Origin of the sequence: Staphylococcus simiae (assembly GCF_017357005.1) — a bacterium.
GTDB classification, from domain to species: domain Bacteria; phylum Bacillota; class Bacilli; order Staphylococcales; family Staphylococcaceae; genus Staphylococcus; species Staphylococcus simiae_A.
In genome coordinates, this window is sequence record NZ_CP071589.1 from 1,658,826 (window position 1) to 1,674,930 (window position 16,105).

Consider the following 16,105-nt stretch of genomic DNA (forward strand, 5'->3'; position numbering starts at 1 on the left):
TTGTTCACTTCCTACTAAAATAAACCACGTATCGCTTTTAAATTATTATGATTATTATAAAATTCTTTATTTTTAAAGATTAATTTTGTTATGGCATAACGTAATGCATCAATACAGTGGTTATATGTATCAACTGGCTTATTGATATACTCACCAGTGTTCTTATCTTTTTGCCATGTGTAATTATCGAATTCTTCAATCGTCTTAAAGCATCGTTCATCAATCACAATGTCAAATTGTTTCAGAAACTGGATACCTGCCATGATGCTGTCTTTACCTTTGATTGCTGCTCTGATTCTATCAACGCCATGTGTTCTAATTTCTGCAATACTTTTTTGCTCTGCACTATCTGCAGTAATAATTTCTTTGTGATATCCCATATTTTTAATCATTTGAGCAATATCGTTATTTAACATACCTCTTTTGACAAATTCTTCTAGTATGTAAATGACTTTATTTGCTAAATCAACTTTTACATGAATAAAAGCACTCGGATCATTAATATATCCGAAATCTAATCCGAAGTATGACGGGATTTGTCTTAATTCATCTTTGTTTAATATTCTTATGTCATATTTAGGAAATACTAGTTTATCTAGTGTCGCAAATTCACCTAATGCATAAATTTTATAATATGCTGGGTTTCTATTTGCTAATTCTTCTAAATTGAATTTCGTCTTGTCATCTAAAAATTTATTATCTTTATAACTTGATTGTCTGATAAGTGTATTTTTAAGTGGCGTTTGTGATGCAAAGAAATACGAATAAACCCAATTCAATTTTGAAACAGGGTTAAACATTAAGTATATTTGTTTATCTTTATGTTTACGTTCTCTTAAACGTAATGTGAGTTGTGTATAATCATCTAATGTAAATTCAGAAGCCTCTTCCATGACAATATCTGATATACCTTTGATTGACTTAATTTTTTCAGGATTATCTAAGCCTTTAAATATAAAAATAGCGCCATTAGGTAATTCAACTTTATTATCTGTTTTATTCCATCTGCACATTTCCCATATTTTAAAACTCATTAAACAACTTCTAACATCTTCAAATAAACTTTCGCTAATCGTTGCTTGAACTTTACGTAACCAAAGTATTTTACGAGGATATTGCCAATTTCTGAGTGCTTTGATAACGACTTTTTGAACAACACCGTGTGATTTACCACTTGAACCACCACCATAATGAACTTCAGTAAAATGATGATAATCATAGAGTATGTCATAAATATTTTTATTAAAGACTTTATGGGGCTTAGTAATATTCAATTTAATCGTCGTCATTATATTCACCGATAGTTATTTCAATATTTCTTTGTGTGATTTCTTGTTTATCAGTCCACATGACGTGTCGTTTTCCTAATAATTCTGCTGCTTTAATTCTATCTTTTGCGCTAACTTCAATTGTAATTAATTTTTGGGTACCTTCACCTGTACCACATAACGTTTGCTCTGTGGTTTCACCGCGCATCACCGAAGTTAAATATTGCAATATCTCATCTTGTTGTGCGATACTTTCTTTTTTTAATTCTTCTAAGCGTTTAGCTACATACGCTTTGACGCTAGCTTTTTCTATCAACTTATAAGCATGTGTACGGCTATATGCTTTACTATATCCTGCAATAATAGCAGCTTGCGACACATTACCACTCTTAATATATTCATCAGCAAATTTCTGTTGCTTTAAACTCAATTTCATTTCATATATCACCACTCTCACGCTAAATGCATCATAAAAATAAACCTACCCATGATTTAACACAGGTAGGTACTAGGGAGTAAAAGCAATATTAGAGGACATCGCTAGGAGATATATTCTATCTCCTACTAATGTATCAATCGTAAGACAAGATTTGACTATGTTTAAATGTAAGTAATAAAGCCACACCGAATAAAGGCATGGCTTAATCTTTAATCTTCTAATGATTTTTGGTATTGATATAATTTCGCAATTGTTCTAAAGCGTGCATCTTCAATATGCGTTTTACCATTTTTTAAATCTTGAACAGTTTGATAAGGTACACCACTATCTTTTGAAATTTTATATCCTGTATGTGATTTTAATAATGTTTCGATTGAGTTAATAATTTCATTTATTGTATTCATTCTTTTCCCTCTTCCAATTATTAATTAATAATAGTGTAGTCAATAATGCGATGACGCTATCACTTATGTCATTACCTAAAATTACATTAACCCAAATTAATAAAATTAATAAAATGTAAATTGTTTTCATAATACTATAGTGTTAGAATTATTATACATAGACAAGCCCTTTCGGGCATTGTCTCTTACTTATCGTCTTTTTGTAATGTCTTGACTATGGCTATGACAGACATTATATAAAAGGCGATTTCTGTTATATTTTTCAAACTTTCTAACACCTCACTGCCCTCCTTTCAATTGGTATACTTTATTATAGCACGACTAAACGTGTTATTAAATACTATTTTATAATTTTTTTATACAATTTTTAATAAAAATAAATTACTTTTTAATTCAGATTCCATTTTTGTTATTGCCCTGTTTAGATACATTTGAACAGTTCCTTTTTGTATATTTAATAATTCTGCCACTTCTTTTAATGATAGCCTTTCACATTTTACCATAATGAAGCATTCTAATTCTTTTTGAGTTAATTTCATTAAAGCATGACTAACAGGATGATTTATATCATTTATTACATCGGAGTATTCAACATCTGAACTTTTATGATACATAGATTCACTGAAAGCTTTGCTAATAACATCATGATCGATTAAATAGCATTGTGCTTTGTCAATGGCATTGTAATTGTTTGGCTCATGGCCAGTCGTTAACCATTCAATAATGTAATCTATATCTTTGAGTATATCTTTATAAATTGATAAATCATCCTCTTCATGTCCTTGAACTATCTCAAGTTGATTAATTTTATTAATAACTAACAATCTTGTTTTTCTGTATTCTATTAGCAAATCTTTCATGATGTTGTTTCTCCTTGATGTAATAAATGATGTACTATATGCTAATTACGTTTAGTATTTAAAATAACTTTAATCTCAATTAATTCTATAAATACAATTAATAATAATACTGATAATATGTATTCTATATAATCAAACTCGAATGCTATTGTGATTGTAAAACTTAAAAAAATAGTTAATAACAAACCTACAACCATTCTTAAATAACTGTATGTAATCATTGTTGAGAAATAGAACAATAAAATTGTCATTGCTAGTAATGTTATATTGATTAATATCACTTTAGTTCACTCCTTTGGATTACAAAAACCTGAGCTACCAAAACCTTTTGTACCTCGTGTGGTTTCATGATGAAAGTCATCGACAATTTTTAAAGCTGGTGTTTCAATTGGTACAATAACCAATTGGGCTAATTTATCGCCTTTATTGATTTGATAAGTTGGATAGTCATATCTTTGGTCATAATGTGACTTTCCGTTGATATTATAGATAGTGTACATAACTCCACCGTCATTGGTATCCATTTTCGCTCCGTCATATTCTTCTAAACTAATATAGTCATTCTTAATATTAATCCCTAAATTACCAGTATAACCAGCATCTATCTTGCCTGTTTCAATCACTAAATGTGTTTTACTACTGACACCACTTCTTGATGTTAATAACCCTACATAACCTTTAGGAATGTTGACAGCTATATCAGTTTTTATCACCGCTTTATCTTGCGGCTCAAGTATCAATGTTTCGGCTGAATATATATCTAATCCAGCCGAATGATGATAAGCACGTGTGGGTAAAGTTGCATATTGTGATAATAATTTAATTTGTAGCTCTTTAATCATGTTCGTTGTTCCTCCAGTCTGATTTTCAACAGTGTTGAAATTAATTTGATCAGTATCAATTACAACATCATATAATTTGTCACCATCAACAAATATAGGCGATTCAGATATAAGATAGTTGCGTATATCCAATTGATTACTCGTAATATCTAATAATCTAATTTTCACTGTATCAACTCCCGAAATAATGATGAGGTTTTATATTTCTTCAACCTTATTCAAATCAATGTCTAATGCTTCACATATTTTTTTAATCGTTAAAAACCCCGGATTTTTATTTTCTAATTCAACTGAGCGAATAGTCGAGTTTTGTAAACCTGTTAATTTAGCTAACTGATATCGACTCATCCCTTTTTCTTCTCTTAATTTTTTTATATTAAGCATATAAGTACTCCTTAGTATTGTTTATGACGAAATTTCGTTTTATAATTATAATAACCCCACGAAATTGGGAGGTGATTTACTTGCTTATGCGAGGTTTTAAATCACCCTGTGGTTTTATAAGTTAGTAAATTTAAATTCGGACATCTTTTGTCGTGTTCCATTGTCAAACGAGAGACGTTAAAATTGGTAAATGATATTTAGGTAGTAACTAGATATCATTAGACTTTAATTGAAGACTTATGCACATGACAGGGCTGGGGACGATACCAGCAAAACATGTGCTGTTAGTCGTAGTAGCTAAAACCAAACAAAATTTCCGTAGCACATACTTTCTACGACAAGGTATGTGTTTTTTGTTAGCATTTTATATTAAACAAGATGAGTTGTTTCTCTATCTCTTAACTCAAATCTTGTTAAACTCCTACGTTTGATAATTTAGTCGTCTTCAACGTCTGCCCATTTCGTTTTAAGGTGTTCTTGAAATGCTTGTCTATCACGCTCAAATTGTTCATCATTTTGTGGTGTAGCATCAACTGGTGGTGTAGGACTATTTTGTTGTTCTAACCAAATCGGTGTTTTTTCTTTCGATGCTATTTTAAACGTCGGCGTTTGTTCTTGACGCTTTAAATTCAGTTGTTGAATCTCATATGCTCGCACTTGCTCAATTGATTGTAAATTTAAATTAAGCCATGAATTTAATACTGACTTGGCATAACCCCAACTAACTTTGTTTCGATCCTTAGCAATTTTTAATGCTGCTATCATGATGTCATCTGCATCGTTGTTAAATTGGTCGAGGTAATAATTCAAGTCTTCTTGAATGTATGGGCTCAATTGACCAAATCCATTTTCTTGAAAAAAGACGAAGGCATTTATAATCTTCTTCTTCTTCTTCTCCTTCTTTACATTCTTATCATTCTTATAATTCTTTATATTCTTTACATTCTTAGTCGTGTTCAGTGTATTGTTCAGTCTGTTGTCCTTCTTTTGTTCAGTGTATTGTTCAGTTCGTTGTTCAGTCTGTTGTTCAGTCCGTTGTTCACTTTGTTGTTTTTTATTTTCCTCATTTCTTTGATAAACACTATAGTTACGCACTTCAATGGTTGTTCCGTTTCTTGTCTTTTTAGTGGCTATCATATTGTCTTTTTCTAGTGCATTTAAATAGTTTCTTACTGTGTTTCTTGAGACGTTCCAACGTTCAGCTAATTTTAATTCTGATGTATGAAAAGTGCCACGTTTAATGGTGATTAATTCACCACCAATCATTGTCTTTTTATCTGTATGATTGGTTAGTAATAATATATCCATCCACCATTTAAATCGTTTAGCATCTTCCCAAATCCAATGGTCTATTATTTTACGATGTATTTTTATCCAACCAGCCATTTAATCACCTCATTTTTATTAGACAATTAAAATGGCAAATCATCGTCTGTAATTTCTAATGTAGATATATCTGGATTGCTATCTAATACACTTAGTTTACTTTGTTTTGGTTGATTCTTCTCATTGTCTTTAATTTCATACTGTTCAAAAATGGGTGTACCATCAAAGCGCCATATACGTTTTAAAACAGTGTTCCATTTGTCTGTATAATCGTTATATTCGCGCTTTAATTCAATGTTTAATGGTTTACCTATCAAATCTCTTTCTGTAAAGCTAAACGCCCCATTTACGCCTTGTAAGCCTGCAATGGATAAGAATGTATATATCCAATTCTTAGCGTAGTCTGTCGTCATATCTGCATTAGCAAAATGTACAAACTCACCAGCTTCTTTATGGGCAAAAGTAATCGCAAATTGTGGATGTCCATTTTTACTTTGCTTTCCTTCAAAATTCTTGATTTTCACGCTATATTGTCCAGGATTCATATAGTTGCCAATTTCTTGAGCGCCTTGTAAATTTAAATTAAATTTCATATTATTCACCTTTCCTAATTACCATTTCTAATCGCTTGTACAATGTCACTGATGCATGGATCAATAAATTTCTTATGATTGATTTGTACTGATGGAGAGTGTCTTATTTTCGTTTCATACATGTGTGAAGGCTCAGCATTTAAAACATAGTTTGCTTTGACCTGTCCATTTTCTAATTGCTCTTCTTCAATCATCATTCTTGCTAAGACATCACTTTGAGATGTAATGGCTTTTTTAATTTGCTCTTGAGCTTCAATCGTTACAGTTGGATTGATTGTGCTTCCTTCTTCATCTTTATCTTTGTTAATCCCTTCGTGTCCTGTAACGACAAAATGAAAATGATGTAATTCTTGTAACTTCGATATACGTCTATACATCGTTATGATTCGATCTGCTACTTCTCCCCAATCATTAAAAGAAGGCTTTTTTGTTTTATGTTTCATAACATCAGTTAATGTAATATCTCTTAGTTTTTGAGCTGTCTCAATCACTACAACGTTTATTGTCATTCCCTCATCACGCATTTCTTTTAAAATTTGTGGTAGATATTGAATGACATATAAAAGATGTTGATAATTCTCTATCGATACATCAGCACCTTTATCAACCACTGTTGTACCATCTTCATTAATATCAATAACAAAGGCATCATTATCCCTTGTCGCAAATGTCGTCTTACCTGAGCCAATTTTGCCGTATATCGCAAATTTATAAAATTTCTTCTTATTCTTCTCTGCAATATTATTTATCTTCAATTTGGCTAATATACTTTGTTGTGGTTTTGATTGCGTCATTATTATTCACCTACTTTGACAGAAAAAGTCATCGGCTTTTCTACTAAATGTGCCCCTTCTAAAACTTCACCGTTAACATCGATAAGTGTGCCTGAATCTGTCGCGTTAAAATCTTTCTTAATCTCTTGTTGATTGAGTTTCTTAGTGACTTTGATATAGTCTGTTAATCCACGTGCTTCTAATTGTTCAATCACCATAGACTCATTGCTCAGTTGAATAACTTTAGATCCTTTACGTGATGTTACTTTGCCATATGGCGTTTTTAATTTAAATTTCTTATCTAGTTCTTTTTGTTCTCGATAGTAATCAATGACAAGACCTTCAAAATAAGATAATTTTTGTTTTAATGAAGCGGTCTCTTGGTCACACCAATTTATAATTTTTTCCACTTCTTCTTTTGCAACATCTTCAATATCAGTAATTGATGCATTGATAGCATCTATTTTTTTAAACACCCAATTTGCTGTCTTTAAATCTGTAACTTTAAAAGTTTCTTGCTCATTAGTATTATTGAGCGCATCTATTTCTAATTGTTGTAATTTATTCATCAATCAATTTTTCTCCCTTCAAAATTTTCTTTGCTTGTTCGAATTTAGTTAAAATTGTATTTTTGCTATCGATATCATGAAATATATAAAAACCTTTGAATCGATTAACATATGCATCATTAAAATGTCCTATAAAAATCATGTTGTATTTATATTCGACTAAAAATCTATCGGATGGAATGAGTTTAATTAATTCAATCGCTAGCTTTTCAAAACTACTATGTTTTAATTTAGACTGCACTAAAACTTTCGAACACATGTTGACGTCCTCCTAATATTTAGTTAAAGTAAAATCGTGCTTAATCATAATGACTGATTACTAATTGGCGTTAGTAATCGGTCTTTTTTTCTTTGTAATATATATCTATAAAAAATTTAAACACTCCTATACTGATAAATGCCGCTAGTGATATTGCTGTAGTAAAGTAGAACACAAAACACAGTGCACTACCTAGAGCTGTAAATGCTAGATTGGCTATTAGATAACTTTTATAAGTGTTTGTCATTATCAGCACCTCTAATTAATTCGATTTAAATAGGCTTTATAACCTTCAATGACTTCAGGATATAGATACAGTACCCTAGACCCTATACGACGTTGGTATTGCTTTATTTCAGGTTCAAGCACGATTTTATTTTGTAGTGTTGATTTACTAATACCAGTAATTTCAACTAATCCTTTAATATCTATTGTCGCAATTTGTCGTCGATACTTTGCTAACATTTCATTAACCTTTTTCTCAACAAGAATATTTAGTTGGTCATTATCTATGCTAAAAGTAAACAATTTAATCATTCCTTTCTGTTGTATACTTGTATATCTTATTTACAATTAAGTTTCGCTCCATATTTCCGTGTTATAATCCTTTTATCGTTACTGAGATAGAATGGAGATGTTATATAATGGATCAATTCCTTTTTACTTTTGTCAATAAATTAATTGAAAAAGGTGCTGCTAAAGGACCAATAAAAACATTCAGTAAAACTTGGGACCTTATTTTCGGAAAATTTCATTTTTATGTTGATAAAATTCAATACAAACGCGAATTAGATTTTGAAAGATTCAAAATGCAGTTTAAAGATGAAATTTCAAATGTTCCTGAAGAAAATTTAAAAGAACCACAAATCTCTTTGCTTGGACCTGCATTAGAAGCCTCAAAATTTTATATTGATGAGCAATCTTTAAGTAACATGTTTGCCAAATTAATCGCATCATCAATGGACAATAGGAAAAGTTCGTTAACACACCATTCATTTGTTGAAGTTATTAAGCAACTTTCTCCAAACGATGCTGTTTTGTTAAAACATTTAAGCACTTCTAATATACATCCAACAGCGAAATATAGAGCTGTCGTTAATTCAAGTAATGATGGTTTCAATATTTCTGACTCGTTAATAAAAAACTCGCCTATCGACATACAACAAACCGAACTAGCAATAAATAATTTAATCAGATTGGGAATACTTAGTGATAGTTCTGGTCTTTCTTCTTTAACTAAAGAAGGTGTATATGATGCTTTTTATAGTCCTAGATACTTTGAACATTTTTCTCAATTTATATTTAATATGAGAACAGATAAAAATTTAGAGTTTGTTAAAGATATGTTGCGAGCTGGATTTACCTTAGAACAAATTAGTAATAAGACAGATTTGAATTACGAAAATCTTATTTCTTTCTATAAACCTTGGGTAATAGATATTGAAAAAGGCTACATACAAATATCGGCCTATGGTCAAGCGTTTGTAAATACTTGTATTAATTAAATGGTGAACTAAATAATTTTTTATATTTTTTATCCCTTTTAGCATTCCTAACTTCCTCGACCAAAAGTGCTGTTAGGAGTGCTATTTTGAATAGTTGTAGTTTGTTCAATCTTTTCATCTCCTTATAATGCAGTTTCTGGCATCAATAAATTTTGTTCTATAAAATCAATCGCCGGTCTAATCTTGATGTAACGCTTGTGATTTTTACCAATTCGGTACATACATTGGACTTGAAATTCCGTATTACTGTAGACATGCTTTTCTAAATCGTTCTTAGAAATGCCGCTTATTTTTACAAACTCAATAGCATCTGCAAAACCGATATATTCCATTTAAATCACTCCTTTCATGTATAATTTAGTTATTAACCAATAAGGTGGTGTTAAATATGGATAAAAGCGAATTTAAGAATTTTGTCGAAAAAAGAAATAATCGTTTTGAAGAAATTTATAAAGAATTATTTGAGGATAGAGAAAAAAATAATCCAAACGATATTTCTTTAATTCAAATCAGTGCTTTTCGAAGTTCTTAAAAAAGACTAAAACCACTACCATTAGTGTTTTGTCGATTAATTTCACTAGTAATATTCTCAATATTTAATCGACTATTAATTTTTATGACCTTCCAAGTCACAACTGCCATTGTGATGAGGAGGGTTGTTTTAAATAATTTATTCATTACTTATCACTCCCAAATCTTTAATACTTACAATTTTGCTAAGTTCAACCTTAATTTTTGTCTTTTCTTTATCTAATGTCTTAATACAATGTGCCAATTCTTCTTTACCTTCAAAGTGCTTTAACAAATGTTTATCTTGTAAAAGTAGTACGTTGGTTGTGTTTGCTGTAATTATGTTTATCACTCCTTGTTTTAGCATTAATGTTCAAAACTATTGAACTTTAATATTAAAAAAATATCTAGGTATATCTATATCATTAATACCTAAAAGTTTGGATGCTTTATAAATATCTCTATCTTTCCATCCAACTTTATTATTTAATTTTAATGATAAACTTCGTTCTGACATACCTAAAGCCAATGCAAACTGACTTTGATTGCGAAACTTTTCAACAATCTTTCCATTTAAAGCATCATAATTAAATAACATGATTATACCTCCACTTCATCAAAGTTGTTCAATTTTATTGAACTTAACTATAATTTATCATATGGTGTTTAGATTTGCAATACTAAAGTTCAAAATTTTTGAATAATATTATTGAACTTTTTTACTATAATCACTATAATTAATTTATATTCATTAGGAGGTTAGTTATAATGAAAAGTTCATTTAGTGCTAGATTAAAAGAAGCAATGAAAAAAAATAATATGAAACAAGTTGATATTATTAATAAAGTAAAATCACTGAATGAATTTAATGATATTAAAATTTCAAAAACTGATCTTAGTCAATACGTAAATGGCAAAACGACACCTGGTCAAAAAAAACTTTATGTATTAGCAAAAATTTTGAATGTTAATGAAGCCTGGTTATTAGGTTATAATGTTGATTCACTAAGAATATCTGATGATTCTCGTAACGTTAGTCGAAATAAGGAAAAAATATACGCTCACATTAAAAGTGACGTAACTAAAGAAGAAATGGAAGAAATCATCAATTTCATTGATTATGTAAATAGCAAAAGAACTAACCAACAAAATAATAGCGATAAATAAAGAGAGCTACTATTCAAACACATTTGTTTTATTGTGTTTTGTGTAACTCTCTTTTTTTATATAAAAATTATGCATAATTTAACTTTGATAAATTGGAGATGATAAAAATCTAAAATTCTTACAAACTAAAATATAAAGGAGTGAAGTTATGCATCAATACAAGGAGTTGATTGATGATATAAATCTTAAATTTATTGAGATGCCTGATAAGCTAGAATGTCTGATTATAGGTAGTGATTTATATATTAATAAGAATTTATCATCTATTTCAACTATTGAAATTAAAGAACCAAAGTCTTTATATCATTATCATGATTTTGAATTATTAATCCCCTTAAATCATATTAAACAAGCGATAGAAATACATGACTGCCAAACGATACCTCAGTTAAGTGCTTATTTTAAAGTCCCTGTAACAGACATCTTACTAACAATATACTTCTATAAAGTTAAATACTCAGATCTACATTTTCTCAATATATTCCACACTGATTTATTAAATATTCATCAAGAAATTATTTAGGAGGCTTTAAATGCAACAAGAAGCAACAGCATGGTACAAACAAAAATATAGATTAAATGCTCGATATGATAATTACATTATAAAATTTGAATAATTGACATTGTTTGAACATAAACAAAGAAGATTGAGAATTTATAAATTACAGTTTATTGATTAACTACGCCTGCATGCGTTCAAATATATACGTAAAGGAGAAATGTATTATGAAAGATTTTTTATATTTAGATACTGATGCTATCTCAAGTATTTCCGCACAATTATTTGAAGGTAAAATATTAGAAATAAGTGATGAAAAAATGAAACAAACAGGTGACAATATTATCGATAATTATGGAAGTGACGAAAAAAGAAGCACTTCTGCTAAATTTGGTACGAGCGGTACTAATATAAGTGGAAATGTGGAAAATTCAACTTTTGAAAGTAAATCTATCGAATTTCTTAACAATGAAACTTTTAAAATGGGGATTAAAAAAGCTTATGATGATTATTTATATAACAAAGTCTATGAGGAACTAGAATCAAAAAAAGAAATACATAACATTGCAAATGGTAATCAATTTGATTTTGTAGATATCAATGGAAAGTTTACTGTTCTAGATATAAATACATCTTCTAAAATATTTGATACTGAATTATTAAGACAAATGTCGTTCATGAGCAACTCATTTATTCTGCCTGACATTGAAACTTTAAACAATAAATATAAAGCTGCAACAAAGTATTTAGAGCATCCCGGAAGTAAAAAGTTGCCAAAGGATTTTAAAGATAAAAAAGAACTAGAAGAATTCTATGAAACATTCGAAGGATTATCATTTTTAAAAACTTTTAATGAAATGTCTAAACATCTTTCAACTATATTTGGTAACAAAATAATTTTATATAGAGGTAATACAATATTAATTGGAGATAGAAGTTGTTTAAGAATACCTGGAGAAACCTTATCTTTAGCTAATATAGTAAACATTGAGGGATTTGGAAGAAAAATAACTGAAACAACAACTCTCTCATCTGTAACTGATTTTCAAAAAATGGATTTTGATGACGAAGATTTCTTATCAAAAGGTACTCAAGGTATATTAATGATCTTTTTAACATCAGTATTAGGTTTAAAAGAAAAAGACACATTCGATATATTCCAACCAATTGGTTTAGAATACTCAAAAGTGTCTAGATAATTCTTTTTCTACATGATTTTGAATATAATTTTCCTTTTTATTATCATTATTATTTTTTATTTTTTTCTTGGCTTTTAAATAGTTCTCATGATGTATTACCGACATATTCTTACGTTCTTTTTCATTTTGTTTAATTTTATTTTTAATTAAATCAATCATTATTATCACCACCACTTGATTTAATTATATCATATTTTTATTAAATATACATTTGTGGTTAGCAAGCCTACTTTTATTGTTTGTTACATTTTTTAGTGGAAGGATAGTTTAAGAAATTAAAAAAGATAATCCCAGGGTCATAGGAATTCTCAGCTTTCGCTTACCCCCATTCGGGGACCCAGAGCTAATCCTTCTCGCGTTATCTTAAATATACTAAAAGTTACATTGGCTATTATTTCAAGAATTATTCACAGGGTAGCACGTCTACCCTTCTTATTTTTTAGGAGGTGTCCTATAAATGGCTTCATTTGAAAAGAGAGGAAATTATTGGAGATTTAAAGTACATTATAAAGATGAATTTGGAGACAAAAAATATATCACTCAATCAGGATTTAGAACTAAAGCAGAAGCTAAAAAAGCAGCCTTAGAAGTTGAGTTAAATTTAAAAAATGGCTTTAAAGAATATGTTAATTTTACGCTCGAACAATGGCTTGACTATTATCTTGAAACTTGGCGTAAAGATAAAATTAGTCAAAGTACATTTGAAATTGAGCTATATGCTAAAAGAAGATTATTAACTTACTATGATCCAAATATTAAAATAAAAGATATTACACCATCAATGCATCAAAAATTTATTAACACGTTAATTGAACATGGTTATAGTAAATCAACTTTATCAAAAACACATAATTTACTTAAGCGTGCGATGGAACGTGCTAAATATGATAGACATATATATTTCAATCCATGTGATGGTATCACGCTTCAACATAAAAACTTAAAAGAACGAGACAAAGCGAAATATTTACCAAAAGACAAAATCAAACCTTTTTTAGATATGGTTAAAAAACGCGATATATATCAATATTTTTTATTTAGAACGCTTATTGAAACAGGTATGCGTATTGGTGAAGCGAGTGCATTATCCTGGCAAGATTACGACAGAAAAGCCAAAACTATATCAATTACAAAGTCATATGATCAGAAAAGAAATCAATTTGGTGCTACTAAAAATAAAGAAAATAGAATTATATTTATAAGTGACACATTATCAAAAGAATTATTTAAACTAAAGTCCTTGCAGAACGCTAATAAACTCGCAAACAGTGAGTTATATAATATGAGTTATGATTTTATGTTTTGTAACGAGTTTGGTGACCCTCTTCCACGTTCAACAACACATAATACAATGAAATATGTTACAGGTAAAATTTTAGGTAAAGGTAACGAGTTAAGTATACATAAATTAAGACATACTCACGCCACTTTATTGTTAGAGAGTAATGTTCCAATGAAAGTAATTCAAGAACGACTTGGTCATAAGAGTGAATTCATAACAAGCAACGTGTATAGTCACGTAACTGAACAAATGAATCATAATGCAAAAGATAATTTCGAAACCTATATACGTGACATTTTTTAAGTTTAGTTGCCCAAAAGTTGCCCAATCGACTAAATAGCACCAATTTCCACATAAAAAAGTTGCCCATTTCACACCAAAAAAGAGCTAAAGCGAAATCGCCCTAGCTCTTGATACTACTTAAATCATCCCATTTTGTTTAGCGTATTAATATTGTTTCATGTACTGCTCGCGCTCCCATTCAGACACTTGGGTACGGTAATAATCCCATTCTAATGATTTAGAGTTAATAAATTGATTGTAAATATGATTACCTAAAGCTTGTTTGATAACATTGTTTTCACGCATAGCTTTTATTGCTGTATATAATGTTGAAGGTAAATCTTGAATGCCTACTGCTTCACGTTCTTCACGGTTCATTTCATAAATGTTTTGGTTAACAGGTTTTGGTACTTCAAGTTTGTTCTTAATACCATCTAAGCCTGCTTCTAAAATTGCAGCTAAAGCCATATATGGGTTAGCAGCTGGGTCTACTGAACGAACTTCAATACGAGTAGAAAGTCCTCTTGAGGATGGAACACGTACTAACGGTGAACGGTTTTTACCACTCCAAGCGATATAACAAGGTGCTTCATAGCCTGGAACTAATCGTTTGTATGAGTTAACAAGTGGGTTACATACTGCTGTGAATCCACGTGCATTTTTTAAGATACCTGCCGTAAATTGATATGCTGTATCTGTTAGACCCATTTCACTATTAGGGTCGTAGAAAGCATTTTCTTTACCTTTGAATAAAGATACATTAAAGTGCATTCCACTACCATTCACACCAAATAATGGTTTTGGCATAAATGTTGCATGTAAATTATGTTTACGCGCAATTGTTTTAACTACTAATTTAAATGTTTGGATATTATCACATGCTGTGATAGCATCTGCATATTTAAAGTCGATTTCATGTTGTCCAGGTGCTACTTCATGATGACTTGCTTCGATATCAAAGCCCATGTCTTCTAATTCTAATACGATATCACGACGACAATTTTCACCTAAATCAGTAGGTGCTAAATCGAAGTAACCACCATCATCATTTAACTCAAGCGTTGGTTCGCCTTTGTCATCTAATTTGAATAAGAAGAATTCTGGTTCAGGCCCTAAGTTAAAGTCTGTGAATCCTAAGTCTTCCATTTCTTTTAACACACGTTTTAAGTTGTTACGTGGATCCCCTTCAAATGGTGTACCATCCGTTTTATATACGTCACAAATTAAACGCGCAACTTTACCTTGTCCAGCTGTCCATGGGAAGATAACCCAAGTATCTAAATCAGGTTGTAAATACATATCTGATTCTTCAATTCGTACAAATCCTTCGATAGAAGAACCATCGAACATCATTTCGTTATCAAGTACTTTTTCTAATTGGCTAACAGGTACTTCAACGTTTTTAATTGTTCCTAAAATATCTGTAAATTGTAATCTTAGATATCTTACATTTTCCTCTTCAGCAAACTTACGAATGTCATCTTTTGTAAAAGTACGTTTTGGCATTTTGAAATCCTCCAAGTTTTATTTAATAAATCGGGATAAATCACCACGATTTATTGGCAATGTTTCTCCAACAGGCTTTTGCGTGGCATCTACAATCATCTTTTTTCTAGTTTCTTGTTCATCAGTTGATAAATGCTCTTGACTATCAAATATGATTTGTTTAATCCCTTTAATATTAAATCCTTTTTCTATTAATGATTTAATTTCTAGTAATCGTTCCAAATCATTGAGTGAGAACAGTCGTTTCTTACCTTCTGTTCTTTCTGGTTTAATCAGTTCATGTGTTTCGTAATAACGGATTTGTCTTGGAGATAAATCTGTTAGTTTACTAACAACACTCATAGAGAATACGGCCATGTTGCGTCTGATTGCATCATTCGACATCATTGTACCTCTCCTCTACTTTTGAACTTGTTAACAATTTATCATAAATAATCA

Annotated in this window: 26 protein-coding genes; 6 read left to right on the plus strand and 20 right to left on the minus strand. The window is 30.0% G+C overall.

Translation table 11 applies throughout. From position 1 onward, the window contains the following. Nucleotides 1-14 precede the first annotated feature (14 nt). From J3R86_RS07410 to J3R86_RS07475, 14 genes are all read right to left on the minus strand, one after another. Nucleotides 15-1,289 (minus strand): PBSX family phage terminase large subunit, encoded by a 1,275-nt coding sequence (locus J3R86_RS07410; RefSeq protein ID WP_207516778.1) that lies wholly within the window; start codon nt 1,287-1,289, stop codon nt 15-17. Beyond that, nucleotides 1,276-1,704 carry a terminase small subunit gene (locus tag J3R86_RS07415; protein WP_207516779.1) on the minus strand — a complete coding sequence of 143 codons (429 nt, stop codon included), beginning with the start codon at nt 1,702-1,704 and terminating at the stop codon, nt 1,276-1,278. The genes J3R86_RS07410 and J3R86_RS07415 overlap by 14 nt, the downstream gene beginning before the upstream one ends. 212 nt (nt 1,705-1,916) lie before the next feature. Further along, a complete protein-coding gene (locus tag J3R86_RS07420; RefSeq protein WP_207516780.1) occupies nt 1,917-2,111 on the minus strand; it encodes a hypothetical protein in 195 nt (64 codons plus the stop codon). Between the two features lie 356 nt (nt 2,112-2,467). Further along, the gene (locus J3R86_RS07425; RefSeq protein WP_207516781.1) at nt 2,468-2,971 is read right to left on the minus strand and encodes a sigma factor-like helix-turn-helix DNA-binding protein; all 504 of its coding nucleotides are present in this window, start codon (nt 2,969-2,971) and stop codon (nt 2,468-2,470) included. Between the two features lie 41 nt (nt 2,972-3,012). Further along, nucleotides 3,013-3,252, minus strand: a complete 240-nt coding sequence (locus J3R86_RS07430) for a hypothetical protein (protein WP_207516782.1) — start codon at nt 3,250-3,252, stop codon at nt 3,013-3,015. A gap of 6 nt (nt 3,253-3,258) precedes the next feature. Continuing rightward, on the minus strand, nt 3,259-3,813 hold the full coding sequence (locus tag J3R86_RS07435) for a dUTP diphosphatase (protein ID WP_207518528.1): 555 nt from the start codon (nt 3,811-3,813) through the stop codon (nt 3,259-3,261). 198 nt (nt 3,814-4,011) lie between these two features. Next, nucleotides 4,012-4,197 carry a helix-turn-helix domain-containing protein gene (locus J3R86_RS07440; RefSeq protein WP_207516783.1) on the minus strand — a complete coding sequence of 62 codons (186 nt, stop codon included), beginning with the start codon at nt 4,195-4,197 and terminating at the stop codon, nt 4,012-4,014. A 435-nt stretch (nt 4,198-4,632) separates the two neighbouring features. Next, on the minus strand, nt 4,633-5,583 hold the full coding sequence (locus J3R86_RS07445) for a DnaD domain protein (RefSeq protein ID WP_207516784.1): 951 nt from the start codon (nt 5,581-5,583) through the stop codon (nt 4,633-4,635). A gap of 26 nt (nt 5,584-5,609) precedes the next feature. After that, a complete protein-coding gene (locus J3R86_RS07450) occupies nt 5,610-6,116 on the minus strand; it encodes a DUF669 domain-containing protein (protein WP_207516785.1) in 507 nt (168 codons plus the stop codon). A gap of 14 nt (nt 6,117-6,130) precedes the next feature. After that, nucleotides 6,131-6,910, minus strand: coding sequence for an ATP-binding protein (locus J3R86_RS07455; protein WP_207516786.1), 780 nt, complete (start codon nt 6,908-6,910; stop codon nt 6,131-6,133). A gap of 2 nt (nt 6,911-6,912) precedes the next feature. Further along, nucleotides 6,913-7,458, minus strand: a complete 546-nt coding sequence (locus tag J3R86_RS07460; RefSeq protein ID WP_207518529.1) for a host-nuclease inhibitor Gam family protein — start codon at nt 7,456-7,458, stop codon at nt 6,913-6,915. Beyond that, nucleotides 7,451-7,717 (minus strand): hypothetical protein, encoded by a 267-nt coding sequence (locus tag J3R86_RS07465; protein WP_207516787.1) that lies wholly within the window; start codon nt 7,715-7,717, stop codon nt 7,451-7,453. Before J3R86_RS07465 ends, J3R86_RS07460 begins: the two co-directional genes overlap by 8 nt. Nucleotides 7,718-7,787: 70 nt before the next feature. After that, nucleotides 7,788-7,964, minus strand: coding sequence for a DUF1270 family protein (locus tag J3R86_RS07470; protein ID WP_207516788.1), 177 nt, complete (start codon nt 7,962-7,964; stop codon nt 7,788-7,790). Between the two features lie 11 nt (nt 7,965-7,975). Beyond that, the gene (locus J3R86_RS07475) at nt 7,976-8,254 is read right to left on the minus strand and encodes a hypothetical protein (RefSeq protein ID WP_242692885.1); all 279 of its coding nucleotides are present in this window, start codon (nt 8,252-8,254) and stop codon (nt 7,976-7,978) included. A 107-nt stretch (nt 8,255-8,361) separates the two neighbouring features. Here J3R86_RS07475 and J3R86_RS07480 point away from each other — a divergent pair, with 107 nt between their 5' ends. Next, on the plus strand, nt 8,362-9,222 hold the full coding sequence (locus J3R86_RS07480; protein WP_207516789.1) for a DUF4393 domain-containing protein: 861 nt from the start codon (nt 8,362-8,364) through the stop codon (nt 9,220-9,222). Between the two features lie 122 nt (nt 9,223-9,344). On the opposite strand, the gene J3R86_RS07485 is transcribed toward J3R86_RS07480, so the two are convergent. Further along, entirely contained in the window at nt 9,345-9,554 is a 210-nt protein-coding gene (locus J3R86_RS07485; protein ID WP_207516790.1) for a hypothetical protein, read from the minus strand. A 56-nt stretch (nt 9,555-9,610) separates the two neighbouring features. Between J3R86_RS07485 and J3R86_RS07490 the strand changes: the two genes are divergently transcribed. Continuing rightward, on the plus strand, nt 9,611-9,754 hold the full coding sequence (locus J3R86_RS07490; protein WP_207516791.1) for a hypothetical protein: 144 nt from the start codon (nt 9,611-9,613) through the stop codon (nt 9,752-9,754). A 138-nt stretch (nt 9,755-9,892) separates the two neighbouring features. On the opposite strand, the gene J3R86_RS07495 is transcribed toward J3R86_RS07490, so the two are convergent. After that, complete coding sequence (locus J3R86_RS07495) at nt 9,893-10,084, minus strand: hypothetical protein (RefSeq protein ID WP_207516792.1); 192 nt, start codon at nt 10,082-10,084, stop codon at nt 9,893-9,895. Between the two features lie 27 nt (nt 10,085-10,111). Continuing rightward, nucleotides 10,112-10,330, minus strand: coding sequence for a DUF739 family protein (locus J3R86_RS07500; RefSeq protein WP_207516793.1), 219 nt, complete (start codon nt 10,328-10,330; stop codon nt 10,112-10,114). A 170-nt stretch (nt 10,331-10,500) separates the two neighbouring features. Here J3R86_RS07500 and J3R86_RS07505 point away from each other — a divergent pair, with 170 nt between their 5' ends. The 3 genes from J3R86_RS07505 to J3R86_RS07515 all read left to right on the plus strand — a co-directional run bounded on the left by J3R86_RS07505 (nt 10,501) and on the right by J3R86_RS07515 (nt 12,597). Next, nucleotides 10,501-10,899: a helix-turn-helix domain-containing protein gene (locus J3R86_RS07505; RefSeq protein WP_207516794.1), complete on the plus strand. Its 399-nt coding sequence runs from the start codon at nt 10,501-10,503 to the stop codon at nt 10,897-10,899. A gap of 148 nt (nt 10,900-11,047) precedes the next feature. Further along, nucleotides 11,048-11,422, plus strand: coding sequence for a hypothetical protein (locus J3R86_RS07510; protein WP_207516795.1), 375 nt, complete (start codon nt 11,048-11,050; stop codon nt 11,420-11,422). 203 nt (nt 11,423-11,625) lie between these two features. Continuing rightward, a complete protein-coding gene (locus J3R86_RS07515; RefSeq protein ID WP_207516796.1) occupies nt 11,626-12,597 on the plus strand; it encodes a DUF6414 family protein in 972 nt (323 codons plus the stop codon). Here the strand turns inward: J3R86_RS07515 and J3R86_RS07520 are convergent. Next, complete coding sequence (locus J3R86_RS07520) at nt 12,580-12,756, minus strand: hypothetical protein (RefSeq protein ID WP_207516797.1); 177 nt, start codon at nt 12,754-12,756, stop codon at nt 12,580-12,582. The two genes, J3R86_RS07515 and J3R86_RS07520, sit on opposite strands and share 18 nt — an antisense overlap. A 298-nt stretch (nt 12,757-13,054) precedes the next feature. Between J3R86_RS07520 and J3R86_RS07525 the strand changes: the two genes are divergently transcribed. Next, nucleotides 13,055-14,182: a site-specific integrase gene (locus J3R86_RS07525; RefSeq protein WP_207516798.1), complete on the plus strand. Its 1,128-nt coding sequence runs from the start codon at nt 13,055-13,057 to the stop codon at nt 14,180-14,182. A 144-nt stretch (nt 14,183-14,326) separates the two neighbouring features. On the opposite strand, the gene glnA is transcribed toward J3R86_RS07525, so the two are convergent. Both glnA and J3R86_RS07535 read right to left on the minus strand, forming a co-directional pair. Beyond that, nucleotides 14,327-15,667, minus strand: a complete 1,341-nt coding sequence (gene glnA, locus J3R86_RS07530; RefSeq protein ID WP_207516799.1) for a type I glutamate--ammonia ligase — start codon at nt 15,665-15,667, stop codon at nt 14,327-14,329. 18 nt (nt 15,668-15,685) lie between these two features. Beyond that, entirely contained in the window at nt 15,686-16,054 is a 369-nt protein-coding gene (locus J3R86_RS07535; RefSeq protein WP_207516800.1) for a MerR family transcriptional regulator, read from the minus strand. Nucleotides 16,055-16,105 lie beyond the last annotated feature (51 nt).

What these genes read in the sequence shown, in the direction of transcription:
- J3R86_RS07410 (WP_207516778.1), bottom strand. Translation starts at nt 1,289, where the DNA reads ATGACGACGATTAAATTGAATATTACTAAGCCCCATAAAGTCTTTAAT.
- J3R86_RS07415 (WP_207516779.1), bottom strand. Translation starts at nt 1,704, where the DNA reads ATGAAATTGAGTTTAAAGCAACAGAAATTTGCTGATGAATATATTAAG.
- J3R86_RS07420 (WP_207516780.1), bottom strand. Translation starts at nt 2,111, where the DNA reads ATGAATACAATAAATGAAATTATTAACTCAATCGAAACATTATTAAAA.
- J3R86_RS07425 (WP_207516781.1), bottom strand. Translation starts at nt 2,971, where the DNA reads ATGAAAGATTTGCTAATAGAATACAGAAAAACAAGATTGTTAGTTATT.
- J3R86_RS07435 (WP_207518528.1), bottom strand. Translation starts at nt 3,813, where the DNA reads ATGATTAAAGAGCTACAAATTAAATTATTATCACAATATGCAACTTTA.
- J3R86_RS07440 (WP_207516783.1), bottom strand. Translation starts at nt 4,197, where the DNA reads ATGCTTAATATAAAAAAATTAAGAGAAGAAAAAGGGATGAGTCGATAT.
- J3R86_RS07445 (WP_207516784.1), bottom strand. Translation starts at nt 5,583, where the DNA reads ATGGCTGGTTGGATAAAAATACATCGTAAAATAATAGACCATTGGATT.
- J3R86_RS07450 (WP_207516785.1), bottom strand. Translation starts at nt 6,116, where the DNA reads ATGAAATTTAATTTAAATTTACAAGGCGCTCAAGAAATTGGCAACTAT.
- J3R86_RS07455 (WP_207516786.1), bottom strand. Translation starts at nt 6,910, where the DNA reads ATGACGCAATCAAAACCACAACAAAGTATATTAGCCAAATTGAAGATA.
- J3R86_RS07460 (WP_207518529.1), bottom strand. Translation starts at nt 7,458, where the DNA reads ATGAATAAATTACAACAATTAGAAATAGATGCGCTCAATAATACTAAT.
- J3R86_RS07465 (WP_207516787.1), bottom strand. Translation starts at nt 7,717, where the DNA reads ATGTGTTCGAAAGTTTTAGTGCAGTCTAAATTAAAACATAGTAGTTTT.
- J3R86_RS07470 (WP_207516788.1), bottom strand. Translation starts at nt 7,964, where the DNA reads ATGACAAACACTTATAAAAGTTATCTAATAGCCAATCTAGCATTTACA.
- J3R86_RS07475 (WP_242692885.1), bottom strand. Translation starts at nt 8,254, where the DNA reads ATGATTAAATTGTTTACTTTTAGCATAGATAATGACCAACTAAATATT.
- J3R86_RS07480 (WP_207516789.1), top strand. Translation starts at nt 8,362, where the DNA reads ATGGATCAATTCCTTTTTACTTTTGTCAATAAATTAATTGAAAAAGGT.
- J3R86_RS07485 (WP_207516790.1), bottom strand. Translation starts at nt 9,554, where the DNA reads ATGGAATATATCGGTTTTGCAGATGCTATTGAGTTTGTAAAAATAAGC.
- J3R86_RS07490 (WP_207516791.1), top strand. Translation starts at nt 9,611, where the DNA reads ATGGATAAAAGCGAATTTAAGAATTTTGTCGAAAAAAGAAATAATCGT.
- J3R86_RS07500 (WP_207516793.1), bottom strand. Translation starts at nt 10,330, where the DNA reads ATGTTATTTAATTATGATGCTTTAAATGGAAAGATTGTTGAAAAGTTT.
- J3R86_RS07505 (WP_207516794.1), top strand. Translation starts at nt 10,501, where the DNA reads ATGAAAAGTTCATTTAGTGCTAGATTAAAAGAAGCAATGAAAAAAAAT.
- J3R86_RS07510 (WP_207516795.1), top strand. Translation starts at nt 11,048, where the DNA reads ATGCATCAATACAAGGAGTTGATTGATGATATAAATCTTAAATTTATT.
- J3R86_RS07515 (WP_207516796.1), top strand. Translation starts at nt 11,626, where the DNA reads ATGAAAGATTTTTTATATTTAGATACTGATGCTATCTCAAGTATTTCC.
- J3R86_RS07520 (WP_207516797.1), bottom strand. Translation starts at nt 12,756, where the DNA reads ATGATTGATTTAATTAAAAATAAAATTAAACAAAATGAAAAAGAACGT.
- J3R86_RS07525 (WP_207516798.1), top strand. Translation starts at nt 13,055, where the DNA reads ATGGCTTCATTTGAAAAGAGAGGAAATTATTGGAGATTTAAAGTACAT.
- glnA (WP_207516799.1), bottom strand. Translation starts at nt 15,667, where the DNA reads ATGCCAAAACGTACTTTTACAAAAGATGACATTCGTAAGTTTGCTGAA.
- J3R86_RS07535 (WP_207516800.1), bottom strand. Translation starts at nt 16,054, where the DNA reads ATGATGTCGAATGATGCAATCAGACGCAACATGGCCGTATTCTCTATG.